This is a genomic window from Actinomadura citrea, assembly GCF_013409045.1.
GTDB classification, from domain to species: Bacteria; Actinomycetota; Actinomycetes; order Streptosporangiales; family Streptosporangiaceae; genus Spirillospora; species Spirillospora citrea.
In genome coordinates, this window is the sequence record NZ_JACCBT010000001.1 from 5,186,564 (window position 1) to 5,203,579 (window position 17,016).

Genomic DNA, 17,016 nt, shown 5'->3' on the forward strand with positions numbered 1-17,016 from the left:
ACTTGTGGGGGACGACCCCCGATCGACGTCGGGGGATCAGGTGCGCTTGGCCAGCGCCTCGACGAAGCCGGACGCGGCGCGTTCGGGGCGCAGCGCGGCGTGCGAGCAGCCGACGGTGACGTCCCGCCAGCACCGCTGGAGCGGCGCGCTCCGGTCCTGTGCCGCGGTGCCCGCCGACTTCATCAGCGCGTTGACCGCCTCCACCAGCAGGGACGCCGCGTAGGAGGCGCGGTTGGCGTTCTCGAACGCGCGCGGGCGGCCCTCTCCGGCGTCCAGCGCCGACACGACCTGGTCGATCAGCAGTTCGGCCGCCTCGATCCGCGCGGCGGACGTCGCGAGGTCCACCGACGCCGCGTCGCCGGCCGGCGGCGGGCCGCCGGTGCGCGGGGCGCCGGCCGGCGGGCCCGACGCGCGCTTGGCCGCGGCGGTGCGGGTCGCGGACGCCAGGGCGCCGCGCGCCGCGCCGATCAGCGCGGAGATGCAGGTCAGGCCGCCGACGGCGGGGAGCGGGGCGTTGTGCTGCGGCGCCTGCGAGGTGTGGTTCATCCCGCCCATCACCTCCTTGAACAGCGCCGTGCGGTGGGCCGGCACGAACGCCTCGTCCACCACGAGGGTGTGGCTGCCGGTGGCGCGCATGCCGACCGCGTCCCAGCTGGGTTCGAAGGTGAAGTCGGCGCGGGGCACCGCGAAGAAGCGCGGCTCGATGCCGCCGCCCGCGGGCCCGGAGATGAACGCCCAGTCGGCGAACTCGACGCCGCTGACGTAGCGCCAGCGCCCGCGCAGCAGGAAGCCCCCCTCGGTCTCCTCGGCGGAGCCGGCGGGCACAAGGCCGGGGACGAGCAGCGTGCCCGGCGTGCCGTCCCACAGGTCGCGCTGGCCCTCGATCGGCAGGTGGGCGGCGAACCGGCCGGTGTAGGCGAGCATCGCGGCGCACCAGGCGGTGGACGCGCACGCCTCGCCGAGCCGGACGACCGCGGCGGTCAGCTCGCGGAACGTGGACTCGGCGCCGCCCCAGCGGGCGGGCACGAAGTGGCGGGGCAGGGCGGTCGCGGCCACGGCGGCGACGGCCTCGTCGCTCAGCCGCCCGGTGCGGTCGGCCTCGTCGGCGTGGTCGGCGGCGGCCCGCACGGCGGCGTCCAGGGCCGTTCTCTCGTCGGTCATGGTGGTGGTCACGTTCATCACTCCAGACGGGTCACCAGGTGACGGGCAGCGCCTCGACGCCGTACACGAGCCCGCCGTCCTTGAAGGACAGCTCCTCGAACGGGACGGCGAGCCGCAGTCCGGGCAACCGGCGGTAGAGGGTGCGGAAGACGACCTCCAGCTCCAGCCGGGCCAGCTCGGACCCGAGGCACAGGTGGCGGCCGTGGCCGAAGGCCAGGTGCTTGCGGGACCCGCGGGTGATGTCGAGTTCGTCGGGGCGCTCGAACGCCTCGGGGTCCCGGTTGGCGGCGGCGGTGAGCGGGAAGACGCCCTCGCCCTCCCGCACCGGCGTGCCGGAGATCGTCAGGTCGGTGCGCGCGACGCGCGCCGTGGTGAGGTCGGTGACGCTGAGGTAGCGCAGCAGCTCCTCGACGGCCTGCGGCGCGAGGTCGGGGTCGCCGCGCAGCAGGTCGAGCTGGTCCGGGTGGCGCAGCAGCGCGAGCGTGCCCACCGCGATCATGCTGGCGGTGCTCTCGTGCCCGCCGTTGAACAGCAGCCGCGTCAGGTGGACGAGCTCGTCGAAGTCGTCCTCGCGCGGGAACGCGCCGGTGAGCTTGGAGACGAGGTCGTCGCCGGGGTCGTCGTACTTGGCGGCGACCAGGTCGCGGAAGTAGGCGTCCAGCTGGTTGACCGCCTCCTTGCGCTCGGCGGCCGTGGCCGTCCCGCCGAACATGGTGCGGGTGCGCACGTGGAGGAAGTCCTTGTCGCGCGGCGGGATGCCCAGCAGCTCCATGATCACCGAGATGGTGATCGGCAGGGCGAAGCCGGCGAGCAGGTCGCACGGCGGGCCCGCGTCGGCCAGCGCGGCCACCTGCCCGTCCACGATCTCCTCGACGCGGGGCCGCAGCAGCTTGACGCGCCGGACGGTGAAGTCCTTGGCGACGCGCTTGCGGTAGTCGGTGTGCCGGGGCGGATCCATGCCGAGCAGGGACGAGTTGAGCGTGAAGTCCTTGGGGATCGGGAACGGCGCGGGGAACCCCGGGCGGCCCCGGTCGTTGCCGAGCCGCTCGTCGTTCAGGGCCTCGCGGACCTCCGCGTACCGGGTGACCACCCAGGTCGGCTCGCCCGCCGACCGCGGGACCCGGGTGAGGCCCGGCGCCTCGCGGCACTCGCGGTGCCGGTCGGGCGGGGCGAACGGGCCGGGGCGGCGCCAGGGGAAGGGCGCGCCGCGCGCCTCGGCCTCGTGCGGGTGCTCCTGGTCGGGCATGTGCTCGTGGTCAGGCATGGTCTTCTCCTGAGGTGAGGGTGGCGGCGAATCTCGCGAGCGTCTCGCCGGGGCTCGGGCCGTCGATGGCCGCGCGGATGCGCCCGGCGGCCTCGCCGTGCCGCGCCAGCTCGACGTGGGCCAGTTCCACGCGGGTCGACCCGGGTCCGCGCGGGGTGAAGGTCACCTCGACGCGGCTGGCCCGCTCGTCGCCGTCGATGGGACGGAAGGCGCCGTCGATGCGCCACGTCAGCACGAGGCGGCGCGGCGGGTCCCAGGCGAGCACCCGGCCCCAGTCGAGCTCGGAGCCGTCGGTGGAACGCTCGTACCAGCGGCCGCCCACCCGGGGTTCGAAGATCACCCGTTCTCGCCGGGCGACCAGCACGTGGCTCTCCGGCCACCAGTCGGTGGGCCGGCGGGTGAAGTGAGCGAAGGCGCGGTCCGCCGGCACGGAGACGTCGACGGACTTGCGGACGGGAGGGACCGTGGTGGAGGTCGCTGACTGGCTCGCATCCATGGCCCCAATCTCGCCCGCGTCCGTCGACGTCCTGTCGGGATGCTGTCGAGGCGGGGTCAGCCGCGCGCGGCCCGCTCCTCGTCCGGGCGGATCCTCGGGACGGCGAGGGCGGCGGCCACGCCCAGCAGCGGGAACAGCGCCGAGACCAGCAGGGCGCGGTCGAAGCCCTCGGCGAGGGCCCGGGTGGTGACGTGGGCGCCGTGCGCGACGTCGGAGGTGTGCGCGGCCGCGACGACGGCGAGGATGCCGAGCCCGAGCGCACCGCCGACCTGGCGGCTGGTGTTGAGCAGCCCGGAGACGAGGCCCTGCTCGCGGTAGCCGACCTCGGACGTGCCCGCGACGGTCATCGACGCCGACACCAGGCCCTGGCCGATGCCGAGGACGAGCGTCGGGCCGAACAGGTCGGTCAGGAAGCCGGCGCCGGCTCCGGCGCGCGACAGCCAGGCCAGGCCGGCCGCCGACAGCAGCAACCCGGCCACCAGCAGCGGGCGCGGGCCGACCTTCGGCACCAGCGGGGCGATGCCGCGCGCCGCCGCGACGATGCCGAGGGACAGCGGCAGGTAGGCGAACCCGGTCTCCAGGGGGCTGTAGCCGAGGACGAGCTGGAGCAGCAGGGTGAACAGGAAGAACGTCCCCCACAGAGCCGCGGTGCTGGTGAACGCGACCAGGTTGGCCGCCGTCACCGAGCGGTTGCGAAAGATGCCGAGCGGCACCAGCGGGTGGCTCCTCCGGCGGGCCTCGTTCACCGCGAACAGGACCAGAAGGACGACGGCCACACCCAGGCTCGCGACGATCTGCGGCGAGTCCCAGCCCTCCTTCTCGGACCGGACGATGCCGTACACGAGCAGGATCAGCCCGGCCGTGATGGCGAGGGCGCCGGGCAGGTCCATCCGCCGGTCGTCGTCCTCCTTGCGGGACTCGGTGACCGCGTACACCGCGCCCACCGTCAGCAGGACGCCGACGGGGACGTTGACGAGCAGGATCCAGCGCCAGGAGAGCCACTCGGTGATGGCACCGCCGACGAGCGCGCCGATCGCGCCGCCTCCCGCGGCGACCGCCCCCCAGAGCCCGAACGCCCGGGCGCGACGCTCCCGGTCGGTGAAGGTGGTGCCGAGGACGGTGAGCGTCGCCGGCGCCATGATGGCCGCGCCCAGTCCCTGGACGCCCCGCGCGGCGAGCAGCGAGGCCGGGTTCCAGGCCAGGCCGCCGGCCAGGCTCGCGAGCGTGAACACGGCGATGCCGCCGAGGAAGACCCGGCGCCGCCCGTAGATGTCGGCGAGCCGTCCGCCGAGCAGCAGGAAACCCGCGAACACGATGGTGTACGCGTTGATGATCCATTGCAGCGAGTCGGTCCGGAAGTGCAGCGCGGTCTTGATCGAGGGCAGCGCGACGTTCATCACCGAGGCGTCCAGCACCACCAGGAACTGGCCGGCGCAGCAGACGGCGAGGACGAGCCCGAGCCGCTCCGACGTGCCCTTCTCGGCAACCGTCGTTTCTGTCGTCACCGAGGATCACTCCTCTTCGGTCGACGAGGCGTTCTCTGACGTCGCGCTTGATAACCGAGCGCCGAAGGCGGAAACGCGTTCGCACCGACCGCGGAGTACTCCTTTCGATACCCCTGTTCGGACCGGAAGGAGCACGCGGCGGTCGACGTTCGGATCCCATTCCCCACCGAACGACGATGGCGCGGTTAGAAAGCGTCTTCCCGGCAAAAAGCGGCGAATGCCGTGAATAACCGCGAACAGATCGACGGAGGGCGAAACTCAGATGCTCCGCTTCAAGCTGCTCGGCCCGCTGGAGGTCGTGGGCGGCGGCGGATCGGCGTTCGCACCGACCGCGCCGCGCGTGCTGAACACGCTCGCGCTGCTGCTGGTGCGCGCGGACCGCGTCGTGCCGCTCGACACGATCATCGAGGAGCTGTGGGGCGATGACCCGCCGCGCAGCGCGGCCCGCACCGCCCAGACGTACGTGTACCAGATCCGGCGCTGGCTGACGGCCGAGGCGACGCCCGAGCGGGACGGTGACGGGGACAGGGACGTCCTGCTCACCCGCCCGCCCGGCTACATGCTGGGGGTCTCCCCCGAGCAGCTGGACCTCAGCCGGTTCGACCGGCTGCTCGCCAGGGGCCGCGGGCTGCTGCAGGACGGCCGCTCCGCCGAGGCGGTGGAGCCGCTGTGCGACGCGCTCGACCTCTGGACCGGTCCCCCGCTGGCCAACGTCGAGCTCGGCCGCGTGCTGGAGAGCCACGCGGCGGCGCTGGACGAGCACCGAGCGCACGCGCTGAACCTGCGCATCGAGGCCGACCTGCGGCTCGGCCGGCACCGCGAGCTCATCGGCGAGCTGCGCTCACTGGTCGCCCTCAAGCCGTACGACGAGTGGTACCACGCTCTCCTGGTGTGCGCGTTGGCACGTTCCGGGCGCCGCTACGACGCGCTGGAGGCCTTTCACTCGGCCCGCACCATCCTCGCCGAGGATCTCGGGCTCAGCCCGTCTCCCGAACTCAACGAGGTGCACGCCGCCGTCCTGCAGGGCGAGCAGCCCAGGACGCCGCTGACGTGCACGGCGCCCAAGGCGGCGACGGCCCCCGGGCCGGCGCCGGCCGCGGCCGCCGTGCCGAATCCGCGGGCCCCGCGAAACGCCGGGCACCCGCCCGCGCAGACCGTCCGCTGACGAACGCGACCCCGCGGCACGACTCCCGCAACACGACTCAAGGAAGGACGCAGCATGCCGACCACCGCGCCGACCACCGTCGCGCCCGCCGAACTGCGGGCCGACATCGACAACTTCTACGCCTGGCACATGCAGCTCCTCGACGCCGGAAGGGTCGAGGAGTGGGCGGGCGCCTTCACCTCCGACGGCGTGTTCGACGCCCAGGGCCATCCCGAACCCGTCCGCGGGCGGGAGAACATCCGGTCGGCGTCCCGAGCCGTCGCCGACAAGCTCGCCGAGGCGGGGATCGTCCGGCGCCACTGGCTCGGGATGAGCCACATCTCCCCCGGGGACGGGAACGTCCGGGTCGTCAGCTACGCCCTGGTGTTCCAGTCGAGCAAGGAGAAGGGGACCCTTCTGCACGCGAGCACGACCTGCGAGGACATTCTGGTTCCGGACGGTGGTTCCTGGCTGATCCGGGAGCGGGTCGTCCGGGTCGACGGGATCTCCTGACCGGCCATTCCCCGATCATCGGGAAAGGCGCGCGAAAGAGCCGGTGGCCGTGCGGGCCACCGGCTCTTTCGCGCGCAGGGATCCTCAGGATCCGAGACCTACACCGTCTCCCCGATCCTGGCGTTGACGAAGTCCAAGTATTCTCGCGGCGTCTTCAGCTCGGCGGTCTCCTCCTCGGGCAGTTCGATGCCGAGCATGCGCTCGACCTGCGCGGTGGTCTCCATGACGGCCAGCGAGTCGTAGCCCAGCTCGGAGAACGGCACCTCCAGCAGGTCGGCCGGATCGTCGAGGTTCTCCGCCTCGCCCGCCGCCGCGCGCAGGGCGTCCTTCAGGTCGTCCAGGGTCAGTTCCTTCACTTTCCGCTCCTCTCGTTCTCCGCGTACCGCTTGGCGGCGCGCAGGGTCGCCCTGCTGTTGGCGCCGAGCGTTTCGCGGATCTTCTCGCGCACCGCCGGCAGGTCCATCCCGCCGGCGGCCGGTCCCGGCAGCGCCTCCGGGTCGATGACGACCGTGTGCCGGGACGTGACGCGCACCGCGCCGCCCCCGGCGTCCTCGAACAGCCACTCGCCGTTGTGCGTGCGCATGACCGGCGGCGTCGTGGTCTGCTTGTAGACGATGCGCTCGCCGGGCACGCACACCCGGCCGGACGCGGTGGTGTGCGCGGAGCCGTCCGGCGACCGGGTGTCCATCTCCATGAACTGGAGGCCGGGCTCGTCCTCGGTCAGGGCGACGCGCAGCACGTGCGGAAGCCGCTCGGGCCACCGGTCGCACTCGTTGACGAAGTCGTACGCCGCCTCCAGCGGTCCGTGGACGAGCTCGCCGTCGCTGAACTCCAGGGTCAGGCCGTCGCCGTCGCCGATCTCCGCCGCGCGCCTGAGCGCGTCCAGCTCCGCGGTGCTGTTGCCCTCGACGGCCCGGTCGATGAGTGCGAGGGCGTCCGGGTCGTCGTCCACGGCGGCGTAGTCGTGGATCAGGGCGACGCTGGAGCCGCCGTCCCCGTCCGGCATGATCCGCCAGGTCCCGCGCATCTCGGCGACCGGAGCGCTCGGCTCGGCCTGCGCGAACTCGACGGTCCGCGCGCCGGCGTCGAGGGCGCGCCGCGACACCCAGGTGCGGAGCGCGCCGTTGGCGAGCGCCCAGATCCGGATGCGCTCCGCCCGGTCGTCGCCGGAGACGCGGACGGCGTGCACGGTCGGCGGGAAATGCACCGGCCAGGACGTCACGTCCGCCACGATCCGGTAGACCGCGTCCGGCGGCGCCGCGATCCGCGTGGTGTGCTCGGTGTGCCGGATGGTCGCCGCGGTGTCTTCTCGCAGGGTCATACGCCGCTCCTCAGAAGTTGCCGAGCCCGCCGCAGACGTTGATCGCCTGGGCCGTGACCGCGCCGGTGTCGGGACCGGCCAGGTAGGCGACCATCGCGGCGACCTCCTCGGGCGTGGTGTAGCGGCCCAGCGGGATCTTCGCCTCGAACCGGGCCAGCACCTCGCCCTCGGTGACGTCCCAGTAGTCGGCGTAGCCGCGCCGGATGTTCTCCGCCATGGGCGTCTCGACGTAGCCGGGGCAGACGGCGTTGACGGTGACGCCGCTCTTGGCCAGTTCCAGGCCGAGCGCCTTGGTGAAGCCGACGACGCCGTGCTTGGACGCCGAGTACGGCGCTCCGAGGACGACGCCCTGCTTGCCCGCCGTGGACGCGATGTTGATGACGCGTCCCCACCCGGCGTCCTTGAGACCGGACGCCAGGAACGCGCGCGTCACGCGGAAGACGCTGGTCAGGTTGGTGGCGATGACGTCGTCCCACAGTTCGTCGGGGATCTCGGCGGTCTGCCCGCCGCCGCCCCGGCCGACGTTGTTGACCAGGACGTTGACCCGTCCCGCCGCGTTGGCCTCCTCGACCACGGAACGGACCTGGCCGGCGTCGCGGACGTCGCAGGGGGCGCCGTCCACGTCGCCGCCCGCGTCCCGCAGCTCCTTGATCGTTCCGGCGACGGCGTCGGCGTCGCGCGCGCAGATGAACACCCGCGCGCCCTCGCCGGCCAGCCGCTCGGCGACCGCGCGGCCGATGCCGCTGGTCGCCCCGCTCACGAAGGCGTGGCGGTCGCGCTGCTCGCTCATCGTCCCTTCTCCTTCCCATCGGCGTCCGGTTGCCCGGGCGGCAGGGCCGCCCGGATGACCCCGGCCAGTTCGGCGGGGGTCGGGTTGTCCATGACCGCGGTGGTCGGCAGCTCGATCCCCAGCTCGCGGTTGACGCGGTTGCGCAGGTCCACGCTGAGCAGGGAGTCGAAGCCGAGTTCCTTGAACGCGTCGTCCGGTCCGACGCCGCCGGGCTCGGGGTACCCGAGGATCTCCCCGGCGGTGTCGCACACGGCCGCGGTCAGGACGCGTTCCAGGTCGTCGCCGGACACGCCGCGCACGCGCTCGGCCAGGCCGTCGCCCGACGCCTCCTCCGGCCGGGCGGGCTCGGGTTCGTCGCCGACGAGGTCGGCGAGCATCGGGACGGTGCCCGGCCGCACCTCGCGGACGTCCAGGTTCACCGGGACCAGGTGGTCGCGCGACGCCCGCAGCGCCGCGTCGAACAGGGCGAGCCCGCGTTCGGCGGGCAGCGGCGCGATCCCCGTGCGGCGCAGCCTGCCGACCTGGTCGTCCGACAGGTGCCCGGTCATGCCGCCGCGCTCGTCCCACAGGCCCCAGGAGAGCGAGACTGCGGGCAGGCCCTCGGCGCGCCGCCGCTGCGCCAGGGCGTCCAGCCAGGTGTTGGCGGCGGCGTAGTTGGACTGCCCGGGCGCGCCGAGCACGCCGACCGCCGAGGAGAACGTCACGAACGCCGTCAGGTCCATCTCCCGGGTCAGCTCGTGCAGGTGCCAGGCGGCATCCACCTTGGGGCTCAGGACGGCGTCCAGGCGTTCACCCGTCAGCGTCGCGGCCAGGCCGTCGTCCAGGACCCCGGCGGCGTGCACCACGGCGGCCGGCGGGTGCTCGGACAGCAGGCGGGCCACGGCGTCGCGGTCGGCGGTGTCGCAGGCGGGGAAGGCGACCTCGGCGCCGAGGGCGGTCAACTCGGCTTCGAGCGCGGGGACGACGTCGGCGGAGCGTCCGCGGCGGCCCGCCAGGACGAGCCTGCGCACGCCGTGCTCGCGGACGAGGTGCCGCGCCAGCAGGGCGCCCAGCGTCCCCGTGCCGCCGGTGATGAGGACCGTTCCGCCGGGCGCGAAGGGCGCCGGGGGCGGGACGGCCAGGACGAGCTTGCCGATGTGCTCGGCGTGCCGAAGGGTCCGCAGCGCCTCGGGCGCCCGCCGCACGTCGTGGACCTGGAGCGGGAGGGGCCGCAGCGCGCCGTCCTCGTGCAGGGCGAGCACGGTCCGCAGGACCTCGCCGACCCGTTCGGGCTCGACGCTGAGCAGGTCGTACGCGGCGTACCGCACCTGGGGGTGTTCGGCCTCCACCGCGCCGGGGTCGCGGAGGTCGGTCTTGCCGATCTCCACGAAGCGGCCGCCGGGGCGCAGCACGCGCAGCGAGGCGTCCACGGTCTCGCGGGCCAGCGAGTTGAGGACGACGTCGACGCGTCCCCGGAACCGCTCCTCGAACGCCACGTCGCGCGAGGAGGCGATGTGGTCGTCGTCGAGGCCGAGCCCGCGCAGGACGTGCTGCTTGCGCGGGCCGGCGGTGGCGTACACCTCGGCGCCCAGGTGCCGCGCGAGGTGGAGGGCGGCCAGTCCCACACCGCCGGTCGCCGCGTGGATCAGCACGCTCTCCCCGCGCCGCAGCTCGGCGATCTCGACCAGGCACTGGTAGGCGGTGGCGAAGACGATCGGCACCGACGCGGCGCGAGTGAACGTCCAGCCGGGCGGCATCGGGACGACCTGGCGGGCGTCGGCGACCGCGACGGGACCGTGGGACCGCTCGAACACGCCCGTGACCCGGTCCCCCGGGCGGAGCGCGGTGACGCCGGGTCCGGTCTCGGTGACGATCCCGGCTCCTTCGCTGCCCATGGTCCGCTCGGTGGAGACCAGGCGCAGGGCGACGGCGATGTCGCGGAAGTTGAGTCCCGACGCGCGGACGGCGATGCGGACCTCGCCCTCGCCGAGCGGCCTTCCGGCCTCGGGGGCGGGGACGAGCGCCAGGTCGCGCAGCGAGCCCCGGCGGGTGACGTCCAGCCGCCAGGCGGTCCCGTCCGGCGGGGTGAGGTCGTCGTCGCCGGGCCGGGCCAGCCGGGGCGCGTACAAGCGGCCCCGCCTGACCGCCAGTTCGGATTCCCCGGTCGCGAGCGCCTTGGGCAGTGCCTGTTCGGAGAGCCGGTCGCCGTCTCCGTCGATCAGGACGAGGCGGCCCTGCCGTTCGGCGCGGACCGAGCGCGCGAGCCCGGTCACCACCGCCTGGGGCAGCCCTGAAACCTCGTCGCCCGGGAGGACGCGTTGCGCGTTCCTGGTGATGACGACGACGGCGTCGGAATCCGGGGTCTTCTGGAGCTCTTCCAGGACGGCACGTGCGGCGCGGTGAGCGTCGTCTGGCATGAGGCCGTCCAGGTCGGGGACGCGCACGACGTGCACCTCGGACGCGTCGCCGTCCGGCTCGTCCGTCACCTCACGCCAGTGAGTCCCATAAAGGTCGCCGGACGCGTCCTCGGCGAGCGGCCGCAGGTCGAGCGACTCGACGGCGGCGACCATGCGTCCTTCGGCGTCGGCTGCCTCCAGCCTGACCGTCCCGTCGCCGTCGCGGCTCAGCCGCACGCGCAGCGCGGACGTGTCGGCGGGACGGCAGGTGACGCCCTTCCAGACGAACGGCACCTCCGGCGGTCCCTCACCGGGCAGGAGCAGCGGGTGCAGGGCCGCGTCCAGCAGCGCGGGATGGACGCGGTGCGCGCCCCGGTCCTGCTCGGAGACGACCTCGGCGTAGACGTCGTCACCGTCCCGCCAGGCACGGCGCAGACCGCGGAAGGCCGGGCCGTAGGCGTAGCCGCGTTCGGCGAGCCTGTCGTAGGCGCCGTCCAGGGACACCGGTTCCGCGCCGGGCGGCGGCCACTCCTCGGCGCGCCCCGCGGGCTCGGCGTCGTCCTCCAGGCTTCCGGTGGCGTGCCGCGTCCAGTCGCCCCCGTCGCCGGGACGCGACTCGATGACGACCGACAGGTCCGCGCCGGCCAGCAGCCGGACCTCGACCTCCTCGGAGGCGGGAACGGTCAGCGGGCGTTCCAGCACCAGCTCGCGCAGGCGCCCGTGGCCGACCCGCGCGCCCGCCGAACAGGCCATCTCGACCTGGGCGGTCCCCGGCAGCAGGATCGCCCCGGCGACCTCGTGGTCGGCGAGCCACGGGTGCCGCGCGACGGACAGCCGGCCGGTGCGCAGGAGCCCGCCGCCGGGCAGTTCCACCTCGACGTCCAGCAGCGGATGCCCGGCCTTCGCCGCGCCCGCGACGCCCGCCGCGCCCCCGGTCCCGGCGGACCGCCAGTACCGCTGGGGCTCGAACGCGTAGGTCGGCATCGGCACGATCCGGCCCTCGGGGACGAACGCGCCAAAGTCCACCGGCATCCCGTCGACGTAGGCGGCGGCGACGCAGGTGAGGAACTGCGCGAGCCCGCCGTCGTCGCGCCTCAGCGTGCCGAGGACGGTCACCTCCCCGTCGCCCGCCGTGCCGGCGATCGCGCGGGCCAGCACGGGATGAGGGCTGACCTCGACGAACCGCGTATGCCCGGCGTCGACGAGCCCGCGCACCGCGTCCCGGAACCGCACGGTTCCGCGGATGTTGTCGAACCAGTAGTGCTCGTCCATCGTCCGGTCGAGCGGCCCGCCGGTCAGCGTGGACCACAGCGGGACGTCCGGGGCGGCCGGCGCGAGCCCGGCCAGGTCGGCGAGGAGCGGGTCGCGCATCGGTTCCATCGCCTCGGTGTGGGAGGCGTAGTCCACGTCCACGCACCGGGCGTCGACGCCCTCGTCCTGGAGCCGGGCGACGAAATCGTCGAGCGCGCCGGCGTCCCCGGCGACGACGGTGGAGGACGGCCCGTTCACCGCCGCCGTCCACACCCGGCCGGGCAGTTCGATCTCATCGGCGGGCAGCGGCACCGAGGCCATGCCGCCGCTGCCCGCGACCTTCCGCAGCGCCCGGCTGCGCAGGCACACCACCTTGGCGGCGTCGTCCAGCGACAGGGCCCCGGACACGCAGGCCGCCGCGATCTCGCCCTGCGAGTGCCCGACCACCGCCCCCGGACGCACCCCGGCCGACTCCCACAGGCGGGCGAGCGACACCATGACGGCGAACAGCGCCGGCTGGACGACGTCCACCCTGTCCAGCGGGTCGTTCTCCAGCACGTCCGCGAGCGACCAGTCGCAGTGCTCCGACAGGGCCCGCTCGCACTCGGCCATCCGCTCGCGGAACACCGGGGACTCGCGCAGCAGCTCCAGGGCCATGCCCCGCCACTGCGCCCCCTGGCCGGGGAACACGAACACCGGATCGGAGGCGTCGCGCGCCTGGGCCCGGACCAGGGCGGGCGACCGGTAGCCGCGCACGGCCGCCGGCACCTTGCCCTCGCCCGCCAGCGTCTCCAGGCCGTCCATGAGGTCGTCGCGGGTGTCCCCGACCACGGCGGCGCGCCACCGCATCGGCGTGCGGGCCGCCAGCGTCCGGGCGATGTCGGCCAGATGCTCCTCCGGATGCGCGGCCATGAACTCGCGGGCCCGTCCGGCCTGCGCGCGCAGCGCCGTGTCGGTGCGCGCCGACAGCGGCAGCGCGAAGGGGGCGGGACGGTCCGGCTCTCCGGCGGGCCGGTCCTGCTGTCCGAGGGGCCCGGCCTCCTCGACGATGACGTGCGCGTTGGTGCCGCTGATGCCGAACGAGGAGACGGCGGCGCGGCGGGGGCGGTCCGCGCGCGGCCACGGCACCGGCTCGGTCAGCAGGGCCAGGCCGCTGGCGTCCCAGTCGACGTGCGGGGACGGCGCGCGCAGGTGCAGCGTGCGGGGCAGCCGCCCGGCGCGCAGCGCCTCCACCATCTTGATCAGGCCGCCGACGCCCGCGGCCGCCTGCGCGTGCCCGATGTTGGACTTGAGCGAGCCCAGCCGGACCGGGTCGCCTCCGGCGCGGGCGGCGCCGTAGGTGCGGGCCAGGGCGCCCGCCTCGATCGGGTCGCCCAGCGCGGTCCCGGTTCCGTGCGCCTCGACGGCGTCCACGTCGGCGGGGCCGATACCGGCGCGGTCCAGCGCGTCGCGGATGACCTGCTCCTGGGCGGTGCCGTTCGGGGCGGTGAGCCCGTTGCTGGCCCCGTCCTGGTTGACGGCGCTGCCGCGCAGGACGGCCAGGACGGGACGTCCCGCCCGCCGGGCGTCGCCCAGGCGCTGCAGGACGACCAGCCCGGCGCCCTCGGCCCAGGCCGTCCCGTCGGCGTCGGCGGAGAACGCCTTGCAGCGGCCGTCGGCGGCGAGCCCCTGCTGGCGGCCGAAGTCCAGGAACATGCCGGGGGTCGCCAGTACCGTCACGCCTCCGGCGAGCGCGGTGTCGCACTCGCCCTGCCGGATCGCCTGCGCGGCCATGTGCACGCTGACCAGGGACGCCGAGCACGCGGTGTCGACGGTGACGGCGGGACCGCGAAGGCCGAGGACGTAGGCGATGCGTCCGGAGGCGACGCTGGGGGTGGTGCCGGTGAGCCGGTGGCCGCGGGTGCCGTCCTCGGGTTCGGCCAGGCGCGGACCGTAGTCCTGCGCGGTGGCGCCGACGAAGACGCCGGTACGGCTGCCGCGCAGGGTTTCACGGTCCAGCCCGGCCCGCTCGAACGCCTCCCACGCGGTCTCCAGCAGCAGGCGCTGCTGCGGGTCGATCCCCGCGGCCTCGCGCGGCGAGATCCCGAAGAACGCGGCGTCGAACTCGGCGGCGCCGTCGAGGAACCCGCCCATGGCGGGGCCCTCCCGCAGCTCGTCGAGATCCCAGTCCCGGTCGTCCGGGAACGGCCCGATCGCGTCGGTTCCGGCGTCCACCAGCCGCCAGAGATCCTCCGGCGAGCGCACGCCGCCCGGATAGCGGCAGCCCATCGCGACGACCGCGATGTCGTCCTCCCGCTCGCCGGCCGCGTCGCGCTGCCCGGGCCGGGCGACGGCGGGACGGGGCGCGGCGGAACGGGCCGCGGGTTCCGTCCGCAGGGCGTCGGCCAGTTCCGCGGCGGTGGGGTGGTCGAAGAGCAGGGAACCGGGCAGGTCCCGGCCGAGGGCGGCCGCGAGGCGGTCGCGGATCACGACGGCCATCCGCGAGTCGACGCCCAGTTCGCGGAACGGCACGTCGGGGCCGGCCTCCGCGCCGGTCCCGAGCACCTGTTCGAGGGTCTCGGCCACCAGCCGCCGGGTGTCGGCGTCCGGCCCCGCCGGAGCCGCTTCGTCGTCGGCGGTGTCGAGCCAGTGCCGGTCGCGCTGGAACGCGTACGTCGGCAGATCGACCGTGCGGGCGCCCGTCCCGAAGAAGGCGCGCCAGGCGACCCGGCCACCGGCCAGGTGGACACCGGCCAGGGCCGTCACCACGCCCTGCACCTCGTCCTGCTCACCGGGCATGCAGGGCAGGGCGGTCACGGCGGGATCGGGGACGTTCGCCGGCAGCAGGTCGGTGAGCGCGGTGCCCGGGCCGGCCTCCACGAACCGCCGCGCGCCCAGGGCGTGCAGCGTCCTGAGGGCCTCGCCGAACCGGACGGTCCTGCGCGCGTTGGCGGCCCAGTGCCCGGGGTCCGCGAGCCGGTCGGCGTCCGTCCGCGTGCCCGTCACCGAGGAGACGACGGCCGGTCCCCCGTCCGGCCGCCGCCAGTCGAGCCCGGCGGCCACGGAGCGCAGGTCGTCCAGCAGCGGTTCGACGAGCGGCGAATGGACGGCGCGTCCGATGCGCAGCCGCTTCGTGCGCCGCCCGGAACCGGCGAAGCGCTCGGCGACCGCGGTCACGACCGCCTCCTCCCCCGAGATCACCACCGAGCGGGGGCCGTTCACGGCGGCGACGTCGGCGTGGTCCGGACGGTCCGCGAGCGCGGCGCGGGCCTCGTCCTCGCCCGCCTCGACCGCGACCGCGAGGCCGGGCGGCAGCCCTGCGAACAGCCGTCCCCGCGCCGCGACGAACTGCGCCGCGTCGGCGAGCGGGAGCACCCCGGCGACATGCGCGGCGGTGATCTCGCCGAGGGAGTGGCCCGCGACGGCCTCGGGCCGGACGCCCCACGACTCCAGCAGGCGGAAGAGCGCGACCTCGACCGCGAACACGGCGGGCTGCACCAGCTCCTGGCGCTCCTGCCGGTCGTTCCACATCGCCTCGGTGATCGGAGCGCCGATCGCCGGCTCCAGCGCGGCGCCGACCTCGTCGAGCGCCCGCGCGAACGCCGGATACGTCTCGTACAGGTCGCGGCCCATGCCCGCGCGCTGCACGCCCTGGCCCGGGAACACCAGTGCGGTGCGGCCGTCGCGCCGCCTGACCCGGACGGCACCGGGCGCGTCGCGCCCCGCCGCGAGGGCGCGCAGGCCCGCCAGGTGGTCGCCGGTCACGACGGCGCCGTGCTCGAACGCGGTCCGCGAGAGCGCGAGCGCGCAGCCGACGTCCCGCGGGTCGGGTCCCGTCTCGGCCAGGTCGGCGAGCCTCCCGGCCTGGGCGCGCAGCGCCCGCTCGGATCGTCCGCTCACCACCCACGGGACTGGCCCGCGGGACGGCGCCGATGCGGAGGCGTCCCCGGCGCCGGCGCGGGGCGGCCCGGCGAGGACGAGGTGGCAGTTGGAGCCGCCGAGGCCGAACGCCGAGACGCCCGCGACCCGCTCCCCGCCCGGCCAGTCGCCGGGACGGTCGTGGACCCGCAGGTTCAGGCCCGCGAGGTCGATCTCGGGGTTGGGGGCGGCGAAGTTCGGCGTCCCGGGGAGCCGCCCGCGCGACAGTCCGGCGGCCGTCTTGACGAGCCCGGCGATCCCGGCCGCGGCTTCCAGATGGCCGATGTTCGACTTCACCGACCCCACCAGCAGCGGCTCGTCCGGCGGACGAGCGGCGCCGAGCACCCGGCCCAGCGCGGCCGCCTCCACCGGGTCGCCGCGCCGCGTCCCGGTGCCGTGCAGCTCCACGTACCGGACCGCGCCAGGATCCACGCCGGCCCGCTCGCAGGCGAGCCGCAGGACCTCTTCCTGCGCCTCGGCACTGGGCGCGGTCAGACCGGGCGTGGCGCCGTCGTTGTTGACCGCGCCGCCGATGATCACGCAGTGCACGCGGTCGCCGTCGCGCAGCGCCGCGTCGAGCGGCTTGAGCACGACCGCGCCCCCGCCCTCGCCGCGCACGAAGCCGTTGGCCTGCGCGTCGAAGGGACGGCAATGCCCGTCCGGTGACAGCGCGCCCAGCTCCCGCAGCGCCTCGTGGCTCTCCCGCGCCAGGTTCACCTGCACGCCGCCCGCGACGGCCAGCTCGCAGTCGCCGTCCCGCAGGCTCTGCGCCGCCTGGTACACCGCCACCAGGGAGGACGACTGGGCGGTGTCGACGGTGACACTGGGGCCGCGCAGGCCGAACACGTGCGACACGCGTCCGGAGATGAAGCCGCGGCGCGTTCCGGTCAGCGTGAAAGGCGACGCTTCGGCGTCGCCCCTGCGGGCCTGGAGGAGCCCGTAGTCATCGGCCATCGCGCCGACGAAGACGCCCGTGCGGCCCCCGCGCAGCGAGGCGGGCAGGACGCGGGCGTCCTCCAGCGCCTCCCAGGTGAGTTCGAGCATCAGGCGCTGCTGCGGGTCGAGTTCGGCGGCCTCCCGCGACGGGATCCCGAAGAACGCGGCGTCGAAGCCGTCCACCCGGTCGAGGAAGCCGCCGCGGCCGGGCGCGCCCTCGCGGCCCTCGGGGGCCGGGCGGATCGCCTCGTCGCCCCGCCACAGCAGCGACCAGAACTCCTCCAGGCCCGGGCCCCCGGGGACGCGGGCGGACATGCCGATGACGGCGATGGGGGTGCTCATTGCGGTTCCAGCTCCTCCGAC

General features: G+C 75.0%; 10 protein-coding genes. 2 read left to right on the forward strand and 8 right to left on the reverse strand.

Annotated elements, in window-relative coordinates; translation table 11 throughout:
• Positions 1–36: 36 nt before the first annotated feature.
• From BJ999_RS43690 to BJ999_RS24270, 4 genes are read right to left on the reverse strand one after another with little or no spacing between them, the layout of a single operon-like run.
• The gene (locus BJ999_RS43690) at positions 37–1,173 is read right to left on the reverse strand and encodes an acyl-CoA dehydrogenase family protein (RefSeq protein WP_179835414.1); all 1,137 of its coding nucleotides are present in this window, start codon (positions 1,171–1,173) and stop codon (positions 37–39) included.
• A gap of 19 nt (positions 1,174–1,192) precedes the next feature.
• Complete coding sequence (locus tag BJ999_RS24260) at positions 1,193–2,425, reverse strand: cytochrome P450 (protein ID WP_179835415.1); 1,233 nt, start codon at positions 2,423–2,425, stop codon at positions 1,193–1,195.
• Entirely contained in the window at positions 2,418–2,921 is a 504-nt protein-coding gene (locus BJ999_RS24265; RefSeq protein WP_179835416.1) for an SRPBCC family protein, read from the reverse strand. The genes BJ999_RS24260 and BJ999_RS24265 overlap by 8 nt, the downstream gene beginning before the upstream one ends.
• A 56-nt stretch (positions 2,922–2,977) precedes the next feature.
• Positions 2,978–4,426 carry an MFS transporter gene (locus BJ999_RS24270; protein WP_179835417.1) on the reverse strand — a complete coding sequence of 483 codons (1,449 nt, stop codon included), beginning with the start codon at positions 4,424–4,426 and terminating at the stop codon, positions 2,978–2,980.
• A 262-nt stretch (positions 4,427–4,688) separates the two neighbouring features.
• Between BJ999_RS24270 and BJ999_RS24275 the strand changes: the two genes are divergently transcribed.
• Together BJ999_RS24275 and BJ999_RS24280 are read left to right on the forward strand one after the other, a co-directional pair.
• Positions 4,689–5,591, forward strand: coding sequence for an AfsR/SARP family transcriptional regulator (locus BJ999_RS24275; protein WP_179835418.1), 903 nt, complete (start codon positions 4,689–4,691; stop codon positions 5,589–5,591).
• A 54-nt stretch (positions 5,592–5,645) separates the two neighbouring features.
• A complete protein-coding gene (locus tag BJ999_RS24280) occupies positions 5,646–6,083 on the forward strand; it encodes a nuclear transport factor 2 family protein (RefSeq protein WP_179835419.1) in 438 nt (145 codons plus the stop codon).
• A gap of 98 nt (positions 6,084–6,181) precedes the next feature.
• On the opposite strand, the gene BJ999_RS24285 is transcribed toward BJ999_RS24280, so the two are convergent.
• Genes BJ999_RS24285 through BJ999_RS24300 form a run of 4 tightly spaced genes read right to left on the reverse strand, consistent with a single transcriptional unit; the run spans position 6,182 to position 16,995 of the window.
• Positions 6,182–6,439 (reverse strand): acyl carrier protein, encoded by a 258-nt coding sequence (locus BJ999_RS24285; RefSeq protein WP_179835420.1) that lies wholly within the window; start codon positions 6,437–6,439, stop codon positions 6,182–6,184.
• On the reverse strand, positions 6,436–7,404 hold the full coding sequence (locus BJ999_RS24290) for an aromatase/cyclase (RefSeq protein ID WP_179835421.1): 969 nt from the start codon (positions 7,402–7,404) through the stop codon (positions 6,436–6,438). Before BJ999_RS24290 ends, BJ999_RS24285 begins: the two co-directional genes overlap by 4 nt.
• Before the next feature lie 10 nt (positions 7,405–7,414).
• Positions 7,415–8,194, reverse strand: coding sequence for an SDR family NAD(P)-dependent oxidoreductase (locus BJ999_RS24295; protein WP_179835422.1), 780 nt, complete (start codon positions 8,192–8,194; stop codon positions 7,415–7,417).
• On the reverse strand, positions 8,191–16,995 hold the full coding sequence (locus BJ999_RS24300; protein ID WP_179835423.1) for a type I polyketide synthase: 8,805 nt from the start codon (positions 16,993–16,995) through the stop codon (positions 8,191–8,193). Before BJ999_RS24300 ends, BJ999_RS24295 begins: the two co-directional genes overlap by 4 nt.
• Positions 16,996–17,016: the final 21 nt, after the last annotated feature.

Coding starts and splice junctions, on each gene's coding strand:
- BJ999_RS24275 (WP_179835418.1), top strand. CDS start 4,689: ATGCTCCGCTTCAAGCTGCTCGGCCCGCTGGAGGTCGTGGGCGGCGGC.
- BJ999_RS24265 (WP_179835416.1), bottom strand. CDS start 2,921: ATGGATGCGAGCCAGTCAGCGACCTCCACCACGGTCCCTCCCGTCCGC.
- BJ999_RS24280 (WP_179835419.1), top strand. CDS start 5,646: ATGCCGACCACCGCGCCGACCACCGTCGCGCCCGCCGAACTGCGGGCC.
- BJ999_RS24295 (WP_179835422.1), bottom strand. CDS start 8,194: ATGAGCGAGCAGCGCGACCGCCACGCCTTCGTGAGCGGGGCGACCAGC.
- BJ999_RS24290 (WP_179835421.1), bottom strand. CDS start 7,404: ATGACCCTGCGAGAAGACACCGCGGCGACCATCCGGCACACCGAGCAC.
- BJ999_RS24260 (WP_179835415.1), bottom strand. CDS start 2,425: ATGCCTGACCACGAGCACATGCCCGACCAGGAGCACCCGCACGAGGCC.
- BJ999_RS24300 (WP_179835423.1), bottom strand. CDS start 16,995: ATGAGCACCCCCATCGCCGTCATCGGCATGTCCGCCCGCGTCCCCGGG.